Here is a 12,960-nt window from a genome sequence, read left to right as displayed (position 1 = left end):
TTAGGCCGTGGCTTTCGCCCCTTCACCCCTTTCAGTCAATGCCTTTCTGACGATCGGCGCGACTTTCGTGCCGTAGAGCTCGATGCCGCGCATGATCTGCTCATGCGGCATCAGGCCGATCGCCATCTGCAGCAGGAAGCGGTCGTTCTTGAATATCGCATGATGGGCGATGATCTTTTCCGCAACCGCCTCCGGATCGCCGAGGAAGAGCGCGCCGTTCGGCCCGCGCGACAGATCGAAATGCGCTCGGCTCGTCGGTCCCCAGCCGCGCTCGCGGCCGATACGGTTCATCACCTCGGCCTGCGGGCCGTAGAACTGGTCAGCGGCTCTCTCCGTCGTGTCGGCGATGAAGCCATGGACATTGATGCTGGTCTTCAACTTCGCCTGATCCTGCCCTGCCCGGCGCGCAGCCTCGCGGTAGAGATCGAAGAGCGGCGCGAAACGGCGCGGCTCGCCGCCGATGATCGCGAGCGCCACCGGCAGTCCGAGCGCTCCGGCGCGCGCCACAGACTGTGGTGTGCCGCCGACCGCGACCCAGAGCGGCAGCGGATCCTGCAGCGGCCTGGGATAGACACCGCGTCCGTTGATCGCCGCGCGAAGCTCACCCTTCCACGCGACGGTCTCGTCCTTGCGCAACGCCAGCAGCAGATCGAGCTTCTCCTCGAAAAGCTGATCGTAATCCTCAAGGTTGTAGCCGAACAGCGGGAAGGACTCGATGAAAGACCCACGCCCTGCCATGATCTCGGCACGGCCGTTGGAAATCAGATCAAGCGTCGAAAACTGCTGGAACACACGCACCGGATCATCGGAGGAGAGCACAGTCACGGCGCTGGTCAGCCGGATGTTTTTTGTCTTGACGGCCGCGGCGGCCAGCGCCACGGCGGGGGCCGATACCGCATAATCCGGCCGATGATGTTCGCCGAGCCCGAAGACGTCGAGCCCCACCTGATCGGCAAGCTCGATCTCCTCGATCAGATGCTTCAGCCGCTCGGCCCCTTCAGCTCCCTTACTGCGGGAGGGATTGGGATTGACATCGGCGAATGTGTAAAGACCCAGTTCCATCGTCGGCATCCTGTTGAACTCGATCCGGAGATAAGGATGGCGGTGATGGAGCGCAAATACAAATTGTGGAACGGATTGTTCGAGAATCTTGATAGGCGGCGCGGTGATTTTCGCGAACGTGTTATTGTCGACCGAGCTTGATCGGCGAAACGACAAGGAGTCTTTGCGCCGTGGCCACCCCCTCTGCCCTGTCGCAGAGAGGGAGCGACGGTCCACCCGCTTGCCGATCTCCCCACCTGTGGGGAGATGCCCGGCAGGGCAGAGGGGGGTGTCACGCGCACCGGAGCCGCGACCGAAGCACGAACCCGAACCACCAATTCGAATCTGAATTCAACGACTTCCAGCCACCGGCGGAATCATCTTCCAAGCCGCCTCAGACCTTACCTGAAGCGCCACGCCCCGCCGCTCACATCTTCGCCAGCAGCTCCGCCAACTGATCAGCAGCTTTGCCCCACCCCTCATGGAAGCCCATCTTCTCGTGCGCTTCCTTGTCCTCGGCGCGCCAGTGCAGCGCCTTGGCCGTATATTTCGTGCGACCGTTGCCGAGGTCTTCGAGCAGGATGACGCCGGTGAAGAAGGGTTTTTCCGACGGTACCCAGGCGCTGCTATAGGCGTCGGTGAACACGATCTTCTCGTTCTCGACGACCTCCAGATAGACGCCGCGGTTCGGATACTGATTGCCCTCGGGATCCTGCATGACGACGACGCTGGAGCCGCCGGGCCGCACGTCGAGCGTTGCTTCCGCCACACCCCAGGGGCGCGGCACGAACCATTGCTTCAGCAGCTCCGGATCGGTCCAGGCTTTGTAAATCTTCTCGCGCGAAGCGTCGAATTCGCGAACAAGGACGAGTTCATGTTGCGTGCTGGCGGTCATTTCAACATCTCTCCGTTTGAGTGAAACCCGTTGGTTTCAGGTTATTACAAGGACGTGTCGAAGTTCGCCGTTCCGACGGCACGCCGAAATTAATTTGCAATCGGCTGCGCCGCCTCTTCCTGCATCTTGTCGATCTGCCGGCGGATATGGGCGGCTTCCGCCGCCGAATGGGCAAGCGCGATGGCGCGATCGAAGGCTTCGCGAGCCTGACCGTGGCGGCCGAGTTGCTTCAAGAGATTGCCACGCAGCCCATGATAATAGAAATAACCGTCGAGTTTCTCGCCGAGCGGATCGATGAGATCCAGCGCCTCCTGCGGCCCGCGCAGCTTGGAAACAACGACCGCGCGATTGAGCGTTACGACGGGCGATGGCTGAATGCGTTCCAGCGCGCGATACAGCAGATCGATCTCGACCCAGTCGGTATCTTCAGCCCGCTTTGCCCGGGAATGAACGGCGGCAATGGCCGCCTGCAGCTGATAAGGTCCGGGTTGGCGGTGGCGCAGCGCCTTGTCGAGCAGCGCCAGGGCCTCGTTGATGAAAAGCTGGTCCCAGAGAGAGCGGTCCTGATCCTCGAGCAGCACGATCTCGCCTTCGGCGCTGAACCGCGCTGGCCGGCGCGAGATTTGCAGAAGCATCAGCGCGAGCAGTCCCATCAGTTCGGGTTCGGCGGGAAAGATCCGCAGCATCAGCCGCGCGAGCCGGATCGCCTCGTCGCTGAAGGCTGCCGCCTCATGTCTAGGGTCGGCCTGACTGTAGCCCTCGTTGAAGATCAGATAGATCATGGTACTGACGATCGAAAGCCGCTCCGCCCGCTCCTCGGGGCTCGGCGTTTCGAAAGGCACGCCCGCCTTCGCGACACGCGCCTTGGCCCGGGTGATGCGCTGCTCCATGGCGCTTTCGGAGACCAGGAATGCGCGCGCGATCTGCGGTACCGAAAGGCCGGACACGATGCGCAGCGCCAGCGCGATCTGCTGGGTCGCCGGCAGATCGGGATGGCAGCAGATGAAGAGAAGCCGCAGGATATCGTCGCGATAGTGGGAATCGTCCAGCCGCTCGGCAATATCGCTTTCGGCATCCTCGGTATCGGAAATGACGTCCTCATCCGGGAGCGCCTGGAGCTTTGAGCGTTTGCGCACCGCATCGATACCGCTGTTGCGACCGACGAAAATGAGCCAGGCCGTCGGATCGCGCGGCGGCCCCTTTTCCGGCCATGTCCGGATCGCCCTGAGGCATGCCTCCTGGAACGCCTCTTCCGCGGTATCGAGATCGCGGAAATAGCGCAACAGCGCGCCGAGCGCCTTCGGGCGGGCAGAGGCAAGCGCGAGGTCGATCCAGGCAATGTCGGTCATGATGCAGCATCTCCCGGCCTGAACACGTAGAAAGGCCGAATTTCGTAAGAGGTGGAGCCGGGATTGACGGCGGATAGCTGTTTCGAGAAGGCGACTGCCTCCTCCAGCGTATCGAAATCAACGACGTAGAAGCCGAGAAGCGCCTCTTTCGTTTCCGCGAAAGGCCCATCGATGACGAGAGCTTCGTCCTTGCCCTTGCGCACGGTCGTCGCCGCCGTCGTCGGCATCAGCCGGCCGACAGGCCCCAGCTTGCCGGCTTTGGCAAGCGGCTCCTGCACGGCGTAAAGCTTTTCCATGACGGCAGCCTCCTCCTCCTTGCTCCAGGCGAAGACGGTTTCCTCATGGGCGTAACAAAGGATTGCATAAAGCATCGGTCACTCCTCTTTCCGAATGACGAAGGAGTAACCGCTTACCCGACAGACCGCATCAAAAAATTGTTGACGAAGTGGAAGCGCCATCTGCTTGCCGCCGAGCACCCGCACATGGGCTCGCCACGCCCTGAGTTGAGTCTGACAGCGCGGATTCTCATTGAAGGGCGCTATGTCGCAATCTACGAACTCATGCCTTAGGGCATCTTCGTCGCTGCAGTGGTATACGGCCCGCGATGTCGAGAACTGGTTGAGCTGACAGGAACACCTGTCCTTTCGTCACCCCTCGCTCAATGTCCGCCTGACCGCATTCTTCCAGCCCTTGAGCTTTGCCGCCCGCGCCTTCTCGTCCATGTCGGGCTCGAACCGCCGATCGCGTTTCCACGTCGCCGAAAAGCCGTCCCTATCAGGCCAGACCCCCGCCTGGCTGCCGGCGAGCCAGGCTGCGCCCAGCGCCGTCGTCTCCAGGATCACCGGGCGGTCGACCGGGGCGTCGAGCAGGTCGGCGAGGCGCTGCATCGTCCAGTCGGAGGCGACCATGCCGCCGTCGACGCGGAGCACCGTATCCTCGGCGCCGTTCTTCCAGTCCTTCTGCATGGCGTCGAGCAGGTCGCGGGTCTGGTAGCAGACGGCTTCGAGCGCCGCGCGGGAAAGCTCCGCTGGACCACTGTTGCGCGTCAGCCCGAAAATCGCGCCGCGCGCCTGGGCATCCCAATATGGCGCGCCGAGGCCGGTGAAGGCCGGGACGAGATAGACCTCCTGCGTCGGATCGGCCTTTTCGGCAAGCACATTGGTCTCGGCGGCATTACCGATGATGCGAAGCCCGTCCCGCAGCCATTGCACGGCAGCACCCGCGATGAAGATCGAACCTTCGAGCGCATAGGTCGTCTCGCCGTTCAGGCGGTAGGCAATGGTGGTCAACAGCCGGTTTTTCGAACGCACCATATCGGCGCCGGTATTGAGCAGCGCAAAACAGCCGGTGCCGTAAGTCGATTTCAGCATGCCGGGCGCAAAGCAGGCCTGACCGATGGTCGCCGCCTGCTGGTCGCCGGCGACACCAAGGATCGGGATCGCGGCGCCGAAAATCTCCGGATCGACCGTGCCGAAATCGGCGGCGCAGTCCTTGACCTCAGGCAGCATGGCGGCCGGCACTCTCAGAATGTCGAGCAGATCCTCGTCCCATGCATTTTCGGCAATGTTGTACATCAGCGTGCGTGAGGCATTGGTCGCGTCGGTCACGAAGCTCTTGCCGCCGGTGAGCCGCCAGATCAGGAACGTGTCGATCGTCCCGAAGCAGAGATCGCCTCTGGCCGCACGCGTCCGCGCCCCCTTCACGTTGGCGAGCATCCAGGAGAGCTTCGTGCCGGAGAAATAGGGATCGAGGATGAGGCCGGTTTTCCTGGTAAAAACCCGCTCCAGATCCTGCCGTTTCAGGTTGTCGCAATAGCTTGCCGTGCGCCGGTCCTGCCAGACGATGGCATTTTGGATCGGCCGGCCGGTCTCGCGCTCCCAGACGACCACGGTCTCGCGCTGGTTGGTGATGCCAAGCGCGGCGATGTCCTTCGCCGTCAGCTTCGCTTCGCGTAGCGCCATCTTGACGGTGGCGACGACCGAATCCCAGATCTCCTCAGGGTCATGCTCGACCCAGCCGGAGCGCGGATAGATCTGGGTGAATTCCTTCTGGCCCTTGCCGACGACCTGCATGTCGCCATCAAAAACAATCGCCCGTGTCGACGTCGTTCCCTGATCGATCGCCAGAACATATCCGCTCATGAAATCCCTCTCCCTAGAGCAATTCCAGCAAAAGTGCGCAGCAGTTTTGGGTCCGGAATTGCGTGGAACAAAGAGATAGAGCATTTCCGTGATTCGGAGAAAAACGGAAATGCTCCACGCCGATTATCATGACAAATCAATAGGACACGGATGCGAGCGAGAAAAGCCAATAAAGCGGAATTGCCAGCCAGCCGGCTTTGGGAATAACCTCGCGGCTAACGCTGCGACGCAGCATCGGCATTCAGGGAGAAACAGCATGAGCAGATCAGTCGTCGTCACCGGTTCCACCAGCGGCATCGGCCTTGCGATCGCCACCACCTTCGCCGAAGCCGGCGACAATATTGTCATCAACGGTTTCGGAAATGCCGGTGAAATCAAGGCGATCGTCGCGCGGCTTGAATCAGTGTCGAAGGCCCGGGCGATCTACCATCCGGCCGACATGACCAAGCCCGCCGAGATTACCGATCTGATCGAAACGGCGGCAAAGACCTTCGGCAGCGTCGATGTGCTGGTCAACAATGCCGGCGTTCAGCATGTCGAGAAGATCGAGGATTTCCCGATCGAGAAATGGGATCAGATCATAGCCATCAATCTGTCGAGCTCCTTTCACACCATGCGCGCCGCCATTCCGCTGATGAAGGCTAGGAAGCATGGCCGCATCATCAACATCGCCTCGGCCCACGGGCTCGTCGCCTCCCCCTTCAAATCCGCCTATGTCGCAGCAAAGCATGGTATATTAGGCCTCACGAAGACAGCGGCGCTGGAACTTGCCGAATTCGGCGTGACGGTCAACGCCATCTGCCCGGGCTACGTGCTGACGCCGCTCGTCGAGAAGCAGATACCGGATACCGCCAGGGCCCGCGGCATGACCGAGGAACAGGTGAAGAGCGAGGTCATCCTGAAGGCGCAGCCGACGCGTGAATTCGTCAAGGCTGAGGAGATCGGCGCGCTGTCGCTCTACCTTGCGAGCGATGCCGCCCGGCAGGTGACCGGAACGCACATCTCGATTGACGGTGGCTGGACCGCAGCCTAACCATTTGGAAAAAACAACCGGGAATATCATGAACGACAGCATCCGCTTCATCCTGAATGGCGACGACATTGCGCTTACCGATGTCGGGCCAACCGAGACGCTTCTTGATTTTCTCAGGTTGAAGCGGCGCCTGACCGGCACCAAGGAGGGATGCGCGGAGGGCGATTGCGGCGCCTGCACCGTGCTCGTCGGGCGGCTAGCGGACGGCAAGCTCGCCTATGAATCCGTCAATGCCTGCATCCGCTTCATGGGGTCGCTGCACGCCACGCACGTGGTGACGGTCGAGCATCTGGCCGGCCGGGACGGTGCGCTGCATCCGGTGCAGCAGGCGCTGGTCGATTGCCACGGCTCGCAATGCGGCTTCTGCACGCCGGGCTTCGTGATGTCGCTCTACGGGCTGTGGCTGACGAAGGAAAATCCCGGCCGCCGGGAGATCGAAAAGGCGCTGCAAGGCAATCTCTGTCGCTGCACCGGCTATGAGCCGATCGTCAAGGCTGCCGAGCAGGTGGGCCTGACGCGCCCGAGCGCGCTGTTCGACCCGCTGGAGCGGACACGCTCGGAAATAATTGCGCGCCTCTGGGCCATGCAGGCGAGCGGCACGATCGAGATTGGCAGCGGGGAGGACCGGCTGATCGTGCCGGCGTCGCTTCAAGCGCTCGCCGAAAGTCTCTCCGAAGAGCCCGACGCGACCGTGGTCGCCGGCTCGACCGATGTCGGCCTATGGGTCACGAAGCAGATGAGGCGGCTGAGTCCCGTCGTCTTCATCAATCACTTGAGCGAGTTGCAGTCGGTCACGGAGATCGAGGACGGCATCACCATCGGCGCCGGCGTCAGCTATACCGGCGCCTTCGCGGCGATCTCCAAAAAGATTCCGGCGCTCGGGCGGCTTATCGACCGCATCGGCGGCGAGCAGGTACGCAACATGGGCACGATCGGCGGCAACGTCGCCAACGGCTCGCCGATCGGCGACAGTCCGCCACCCTTGATCGCGCTCGGGGCGACGTTGACGCTGCGCTCCCTCGAAGGCCAGCGCAAAATGCCGCTCGAGGATTTCTTTATCGCCTATGGCAAGCAGGACCGCAGGCCAGGCGAGTTCGTCGAAAGCGTCTTCGTGCCCTACCCCAAGGCAACCAGCCGCTTTGCCGCCTACAAGATCACCAAGCGCCGCGACGAGGACATCACCGCCGTGCTCGGCGCCTTCCTGCTGACCCTCGACGACGCGGAGATCGTCACCGACATCCGCATCGCCTACGGCGGCATGGCGGCAACGCCGAAACGCGCCCGGACGGTGGAGGCCGAACTGATCGGCAGGCCGTGGGCGGAAGCAACGATCGAAGCGGCCCGCCCAGCCTTCGACGCCGATTTCCAGCCGCTCACCGACTGGCGCGCTACGGCGGAATACCGCCAGCTGACGGCGAAGAATTTGTTGACGCGGTTCTATCTGGAAACGGTGGGCGCGCCGGCTGAGCTGAAGCGGTTCGAGGAGGTGGCGTGATGAAGACGGTTCATATTTGCGCAAACCACCCCCCTCATCCGGCTGCCGCCACCTTCTCTCCGCTGGGGAGAAGGGAGTGCCGCGCCGTCGCCTTTCCCCCTTCTATCCTCGGGGGAAAGGTGCCCGAAGGGCGGATGAGGGGGCCGCATGCCGCAACATCTCCTCTCGAAGGAGCCATCTAATGGACAAATCCACCTTCGAAGATCCCAAAGTCGTCATCTCAGGCCCCATGCACGGCTCGCTGCGGCATGATTCAGCGCATAAGCATGTCACCGGAACCGCCGATTATATCGACGATATTCCCGAGCCCTCAGGCCTGCTGCACGGAGCGCTCGGCCTTTCCGATCGGGCGCACGCCGAAATCCTAAGCATCGATCTTTCCGCGGTCGCCGCCTATCCCGGCGTCGTCTGGGCCTTCACCGGCAAGGACGTGCCCGGCGTCAACGACACCAGTTCCAACGGCAGCCAGGACGAGCCGCTGCTCGCCGAAACTCTGGTTCAGTTCCACGGCCAACCGATCTTTGCCGTCATCGCCGAAACACGCGACGCTGCGCGGCGCGCGGCGCGGCTGGCGAAGATCGACTATCGCGACCTGCCGCACTGGCACGATATCGACGGCGCGCTCGCCAATGGCTCTCCGCTGGTCATTACGCCGATGACGCTTCAGCGCGGCGAGTCGGAAACGGAAATGCCGAACGCCGCCATGCGTCTGAAGGGGCAGATGCGCATCGGCGGCCAGGAGCATTTCTATCTCGAAGGCCATATCGCCGTGGCAATACCGGGCGAGGATGACGAGGTTACCGTCTGGTCGTCGACGCAGCATCCGAGCGAGATCCAGCATATCGTCGGCCATGTGCTCGATATCCCCTCCAACGCGGTGACCGTCAATGTGCGCCGCATGGGCGGCGGCTTCGGCGGCAAGGAAACGCAGGGCAACCAGTTCGCAGCCCTTGCGGCGATCGCCGCCAAGAAGCTCGGCCGCGCCGTAAAGTTCCGTCCCGACCGCGACGAGGATATGAGCGCCACCGGCAAGCGCCACGATTTCCTCGTTGATTACGAGGTGGGCTTCGACACTGAAGGTCGTATCCACGCCGTCGATGCGACTTATGCGGCCCGCTGCGGCTTTTCCTCCGACCTCTCGGGACCGGTGACCGACAGGGCGCTTTTCCACGCCGATTCCAGCTATTTTTATCCGCATGTGCATCTGCAGTCGAAACCCTTGAAGACGCACACCGTCTCCAACACCGCCTTCCGCGGATTCGGCGGGCCACAGGGCATGCTGGGTGCCGAGCGCATCATCGAGGAGATCGCCTATGCCCTCGGCAAGGATCCGCTCGATATCCGTAAGCTGAATTTCTACGGCCAACCGGGCTCCGGACGGACCCTTACGCCCTACCATCAGGAGGTCGAGGACAACATCATCGCCCGTGTCATCGAGGAGCTGGAGGAAACGGCCGACTACCGGGCGCGGCGCAACGCCATCATCGCCTTCAATCGCGACAGCCGCTATATCAGAAAAGGCATCGCCCTGACGCCGGTCAAATTCGGCATCTCCTTCACCATGACCGCCTTCAATCAGGCCGGCGCCCTCGTCCATATCTATCAGGACGGCTCGATCCACCTGAACCACGGCGGCACCGAAATGGGCCAGGGCCTTTACACGAAGGTGGCGCAGGTGCTGGCCGACAGTTTCCAGGTCGATATCTCTAGGGTGAAAATCACCGCGACGACGACGGGCAAGGTGCCGAATACCTCGGCCACCGCCGCCTCTTCCGGCTCGGACCTGAACGGCATGGCGGCCTTTGATGCCGCCCGCCAGATCAAGGAACGTCTGGTGGCCTTTGCCGCCGAAAAATGGGAGGTGGCGCCTTCCGACGTCGTTTTCCTGCCGAACCGCGTGCGCGTCGGCGAGATCGAGATCTCCTTCCCCGATTTCATCAAGCAGGCCTATTTCGCCCGTGTCCAGCTTTCCGCGGCCGGCTTCTACAAGACGCCGAAGATCCACTGGGACCGCAAGGCTGGGCGCGGGACGCCCTTCTATTATTTCGCCTATGGCGCCGCCTGCACCGAGGTCTCGATCGATACGCTGACCGGCGAATATCTGCTCGACCGCACCGACATCCTCCACGATGTCGGCCGCTCGCTGAACCCGGCGATCGACCTCGGTCAGGTCGAAGGGGCCTTCGTGCAAGGCTTGGGCTGGCTGACGACGGAAGAGCTTTGGTGGGACGACAAGGGCCGGCTGCGCACCCATGCCCCATCGACCTACAAGATCCCGCTCGCCTCCGACCGTCCGAAAATCTTCAACGTGCGGCTTGCCGAATGGTCGGAGAACGCCGAGGCCACGATCGGCCGCTCCAAGGCGGTCGGCGAACCGCCCTTCATGCTGGCGATCTCGGTGCTGGAAGCCCTGTCGATGGCCGTGGCGAGCGTCGCGGATTACAAGGTCTGCCCGAGGCTGGACGCCCCGGCGACGCCGGAGCGGGTGCTGATGGCGGTGGAGCGGATGAAGCGGGTGTAGGATGCGTCCGGCTGATTTGTTGTATGGGCAGGACCGGCGGAGAGCGGGTGCAGCAGCCACATACCCATCGGTTGTCTTCCCATGACCGACCTCCACACCTTCCTCGCCGCCCACCCAGAGAGCGTCCTCGTCGACATCACCGGCACGCAAGGCTCCACCCCGCGCGAGGCCGGCGCCTTCATGCTCGTCTCGCCAACCGCATTGTGGAGCACCATCGGCGGCGGCCAGTTCGAGTTCATGGCAATCGCAAATGCACGTGAGATGCTGGCTGGAACCGGCGGAGCCCTTACCATGGACATCCCGCTCGGCCCAGAAATCGGCCAGTGCTGCGGCGGGCGCACGCAACTGCGGTTTCGGCGGCTGACGAAGACGCTGACGGACGAGCTCGAGGCAAGGCTTGCCGGCGAGCGCCTGCCGGAGGTCTTTCTCTTCGGCGCCGGCCATGTCGGCCGAGCGCTGGCGGCAGCCCTTGCGCCGCTGCCGCTGTCGGTGACGGTCGTCGAAACGAGACAGCAAGAACTCGCCAACCTGCCGGATGAAACCAGGGCCCGGCTCGTGCCAATGCCGGAAGCGTTGGTGAAAGATATTCCCGCCGGCGGCGCGGTGGTCATCCTGACCCATGACCACGCGCTTGATTTCCTCATCGCCCGCGAGGCGCTTGCGAGAACCGACCTCGCCTATACCGGCATGATCGGTTCCGCGACCAAACGCGCCACCTTCGCAAGCTGGCTTTCGCGCGAAGGCGGCGGCGAGCGCGGCTGGATGGAGCGGCTGACGCTGCCAATCGGCGGCTCCGCGGTCAGCGACAAGCGCCCGGAAGTGATCGCCGCGATGACCGCCGCCGAGATCCTGATCGCGCTCGCGACCTACAGCATGCGCTCGTCCTCGTAATAGGGATCACGCCCGTCGAGAAAACCGAGGTCGCGCTTGACGCGGTCCGGCGTCGCGGAAAGGTCGAGCCTCGGCAGACGGCGGAGCCGGTTCGCGCTGCCTGACAACCAGCCGGCAAGGCGCAGGAAAACACTGATCTGCTGCGGCCGGCTCTCTTCGATAGCGTGGCAATCCATGACGTCACCTCATCAGATTGATGGTATGAGTTGCAGTCTGCCGCTAAAAATGCTGCAATTCCAATCGAACGACTGTCTGCCTGCATCAAGAGAACTTATCCATGAAACTCTCGAAACAGTTCCCGCTGAATGCGTTGCGCGTCTTCGAGGCCGCCGCCCGGCTCGGCAGTTTCACCAAGGCGGGCGACGAACTTGGCATGACGCAGACGGCCGTCAGCTATCAGGTCAAATTGCTGGAGGAGAATGTCGGCGAGCCGCTCTTCCTGCGCCGCCCGCGCCAGATCGCGCTGACGGAGACCGGCGAGCGGCTGGCGCCGAAGGTGACTGAAGCCTTCGCCATGCTGCATGACGCCATGGCGACGGCGCGCGACAGCGTCGAAGGCACGCTCGCCATCAGTTCGACCCATACTTTCGCGTCGAAATGGCTGGCGCCGCGCCTCGGCTCCTTCCATTTGAAGCATCCGGCGATCGCGGTTCGGTTTCAGGCGACCTCCGACATCATCGACTTCGCTCGCGAGCAGATCGACGTCGGCATCCGCTGGGGCGACGGCAACTGGCCGGGGCTGACGCTGCACCGGCTGATGGGACTTGAATTCACTCCGATGCTGAGCCCGAAACTGGCGGAATCGGCGGGCGGTATCAAGGAGCCGCGCGATCTCCTGAAATTCGACCTCTTCGACGCCGGGGACATTTGGTGGAAACAATGGTTCGAGGCAGCCGGCGTCACGGACACGGATCTCGACCGGCGCCCGCGCAACCAGCTCGGCTCGCAGGCGGTGGAAGCCGATGCGGCGATCGCCGGTCACGGAGTCGCCATCCTCCATCCGGCCTTCTACGCGGCCGAAATCGCACTCGGCCGGCTCTATCAGCCTTTCGAACTGACCCGCAGCGACGGCAAAGCCTACTGGCTCGCCTATCCTGAAAATCGCCGCAACGTGCCGAAGATCAAGGCCTTCCGCAATTGGATCCTGGAGGAGATGAAATCCACCGGAAACTAATCCGGCAACACATCAGGGCCAGTCACGCCGAACCGGGCTTTGCTACGGTCGACTTCAAAATCCCATTTCCGGCGCGTAGAAGCAACGCGGCGTGTTCTCGTTGGGGAACAGACAGAGGTGATAATCACCGTCGCCGGACTGCATCGCCTTCGTCATCGGCAGCAGAAAGACGTGAGCATGCGTCACCAGCCGGTGGTCGCCCGGCATCAGCGTCACACGATATCCGTTGGGCGTCACCGCCACGCTTTTCGACGGAATCATCTGGCAATCGCCATTATGACTGTCGCCATTGCAACAATAGGGGTCATAACTCCACCCCGAAGGTGCGTCGTGAGCCATCGCCAACGATGCGTATGCCATCATCACACACGTCAGAATGCTGCGCATGGGCATCTCTCCGTCGATGAATGCGCCGCCGAT

Annotated in this window: 12 protein-coding genes; 5 read left to right on the top strand and 7 right to left on the bottom strand. The window is 62.6% G+C overall.

Annotated elements, in window-relative coordinates:
- The 5 genes from B5E41_RS09940 to glpK all read right to left on the bottom strand — a co-directional run bounded on the left by B5E41_RS09940 (nt 1) and on the right by glpK (nt 5,426).
- The gene (locus B5E41_RS09940) at nt 1–1,062 is read right to left on the bottom strand and encodes an LLM class flavin-dependent oxidoreductase (RefSeq protein ID WP_088393267.1); all 1,062 of its coding nucleotides are present in this window, start codon (nt 1,060–1,062) and stop codon (nt 1–3) included.
- Between the two features lie 406 nt (nt 1,063–1,468).
- Complete coding sequence (locus B5E41_RS09935; protein WP_085860183.1) at nt 1,469–1,936, bottom strand: SRPBCC family protein; 468 nt, start codon at nt 1,934–1,936, stop codon at nt 1,469–1,471.
- A gap of 89 nt (nt 1,937–2,025) precedes the next feature.
- Nucleotides 2,026–3,285, bottom strand: coding sequence for an RNA polymerase sigma factor (locus tag B5E41_RS09930; protein ID WP_088393158.1), 1,260 nt, complete (start codon nt 3,283–3,285; stop codon nt 2,026–2,028).
- The gene (locus B5E41_RS09925) at nt 3,282–3,656 is read right to left on the bottom strand and encodes a YciI family protein (RefSeq protein ID WP_085860185.1); all 375 of its coding nucleotides are present in this window, start codon (nt 3,654–3,656) and stop codon (nt 3,282–3,284) included. Before B5E41_RS09925 ends, B5E41_RS09930 begins: the two co-directional genes overlap by 4 nt.
- Nucleotides 3,657–3,932: 276 nt before the next feature.
- Nucleotides 3,933–5,426 (bottom strand): glycerol kinase GlpK, encoded by a 1,494-nt coding sequence (gene glpK / locus B5E41_RS09920; RefSeq protein ID WP_088393157.1) that lies wholly within the window; start codon nt 5,424–5,426, stop codon nt 3,933–3,935.
- Between the two features lie 256 nt (nt 5,427–5,682).
- On the opposite strand from glpK, the gene B5E41_RS09915 reads away from it, so the two are divergent.
- The 4 genes from B5E41_RS09915 to xdhC all read left to right on the top strand — a co-directional run bounded on the left by B5E41_RS09915 (nt 5,683) and on the right by xdhC (nt 11,366).
- Nucleotides 5,683–6,459, top strand: coding sequence for a 3-hydroxybutyrate dehydrogenase (locus tag B5E41_RS09915; RefSeq protein WP_088393155.1), 777 nt, complete (start codon nt 5,683–5,685; stop codon nt 6,457–6,459).
- Between the two features lie 28 nt (nt 6,460–6,487).
- Nucleotides 6,488–7,954 carry a xanthine dehydrogenase small subunit gene (gene xdhA, locus B5E41_RS09910; protein WP_088393153.1) on the top strand — a complete coding sequence of 489 codons (1,467 nt, stop codon included), beginning with the start codon at nt 6,488–6,490 and terminating at the stop codon, nt 7,952–7,954.
- 181 nt (nt 7,955–8,135) lie between these two features.
- Complete coding sequence (gene xdhB, locus B5E41_RS09905; protein WP_088393151.1) at nt 8,136–10,475, top strand: xanthine dehydrogenase molybdopterin binding subunit; 2,340 nt, start codon at nt 8,136–8,138, stop codon at nt 10,473–10,475.
- Nucleotides 10,476–10,556: 81 nt separating this feature from the next.
- Nucleotides 10,557–11,366, top strand: a complete 810-nt coding sequence (gene xdhC, locus B5E41_RS09900) for a xanthine dehydrogenase accessory protein XdhC (protein WP_088393149.1) — start codon at nt 10,557–10,559, stop codon at nt 11,364–11,366.
- On the opposite strand, the gene B5E41_RS09895 is transcribed toward xdhC, so the two are convergent.
- Nucleotides 11,342–11,542, bottom strand: a complete 201-nt coding sequence (locus B5E41_RS09895; protein WP_088393147.1) for a hypothetical protein — start codon at nt 11,540–11,542, stop codon at nt 11,342–11,344. The genes xdhC and B5E41_RS09895 overlap by 25 nt on opposite strands.
- Before the next feature lie 101 nt (nt 11,543–11,643).
- Between B5E41_RS09895 and B5E41_RS09890 the strand changes: the two genes are divergently transcribed.
- Nucleotides 11,644–12,540 (top strand): LysR substrate-binding domain-containing protein, encoded by an 897-nt coding sequence (locus tag B5E41_RS09890; RefSeq protein ID WP_088393145.1) that lies wholly within the window; start codon nt 11,644–11,646, stop codon nt 12,538–12,540.
- Nucleotides 12,541–12,594: 54 nt separating this feature from the next.
- Here the strand turns inward: B5E41_RS09890 and B5E41_RS09885 are convergent, their stop codons facing one another.
- Nucleotides 12,595–12,927, bottom strand: coding sequence for a hypothetical protein (locus tag B5E41_RS09885; RefSeq protein WP_011426364.1), 333 nt, complete (start codon nt 12,925–12,927; stop codon nt 12,595–12,597).
- Nucleotides 12,928–12,960: the final 33 nt, after the last annotated feature.

Source organism: Rhizobium esperanzae (genome assembly GCF_002204185.1).
In the GTDB taxonomy this organism is placed as follows: Bacteria; Pseudomonadota; Alphaproteobacteria; order Rhizobiales; family Rhizobiaceae; genus Rhizobium; species Rhizobium esperanzae.
Note: the sequence above shows the minus strand (reverse complement) of the source record. Positions and strands in the feature narration are given on the sequence as shown.

Coding starts and splice junctions, on each gene's coding strand:
- xdhC (WP_088393149.1), top strand. CDS start 10,557: ATGACCGACCTCCACACCTTCCTCGCCGCCCACCCAGAGAGCGTCCTC.
- B5E41_RS09935 (WP_085860183.1), bottom strand. CDS start 1,936: ATGACCGCCAGCACGCAACATGAACTCGTCCTTGTTCGCGAATTCGAC.
- B5E41_RS09940 (WP_088393267.1), bottom strand. CDS start 1,062: ATGGAACTGGGTCTTTACACATTCGCCGATGTCAATCCCAATCCCTCC.
- xdhA (WP_088393153.1), top strand. CDS start 6,488: ATGAACGACAGCATCCGCTTCATCCTGAATGGCGACGACATTGCGCTT.
- B5E41_RS09915 (WP_088393155.1), top strand. CDS start 5,683: ATGAGCAGATCAGTCGTCGTCACCGGTTCCACCAGCGGCATCGGCCTT.
- B5E41_RS09885 (WP_011426364.1), bottom strand. CDS start 12,927: ATGCGCAGCATTCTGACGTGTGTGATGATGGCATACGCATCGTTGGCG.
- glpK (WP_088393157.1), bottom strand. CDS start 5,426: ATGAGCGGATATGTTCTGGCGATCGATCAGGGAACGACGTCGACACGG.
- B5E41_RS09890 (WP_088393145.1), top strand. CDS start 11,644: ATGAAACTCTCGAAACAGTTCCCGCTGAATGCGTTGCGCGTCTTCGAG.
- B5E41_RS09930 (WP_088393158.1), bottom strand. CDS start 3,285: ATGACCGACATTGCCTGGATCGACCTCGCGCTTGCCTCTGCCCGCCCG.
- xdhB (WP_088393151.1), top strand. CDS start 8,136: ATGGACAAATCCACCTTCGAAGATCCCAAAGTCGTCATCTCAGGCCCC.
- B5E41_RS09895 (WP_088393147.1), bottom strand. CDS start 11,542: ATGGATTGCCACGCTATCGAAGAGAGCCGGCCGCAGCAGATCAGTGTT.
- B5E41_RS09925 (WP_085860185.1), bottom strand. CDS start 3,656: ATGCTTTATGCAATCCTTTGTTACGCCCATGAGGAAACCGTCTTCGCC.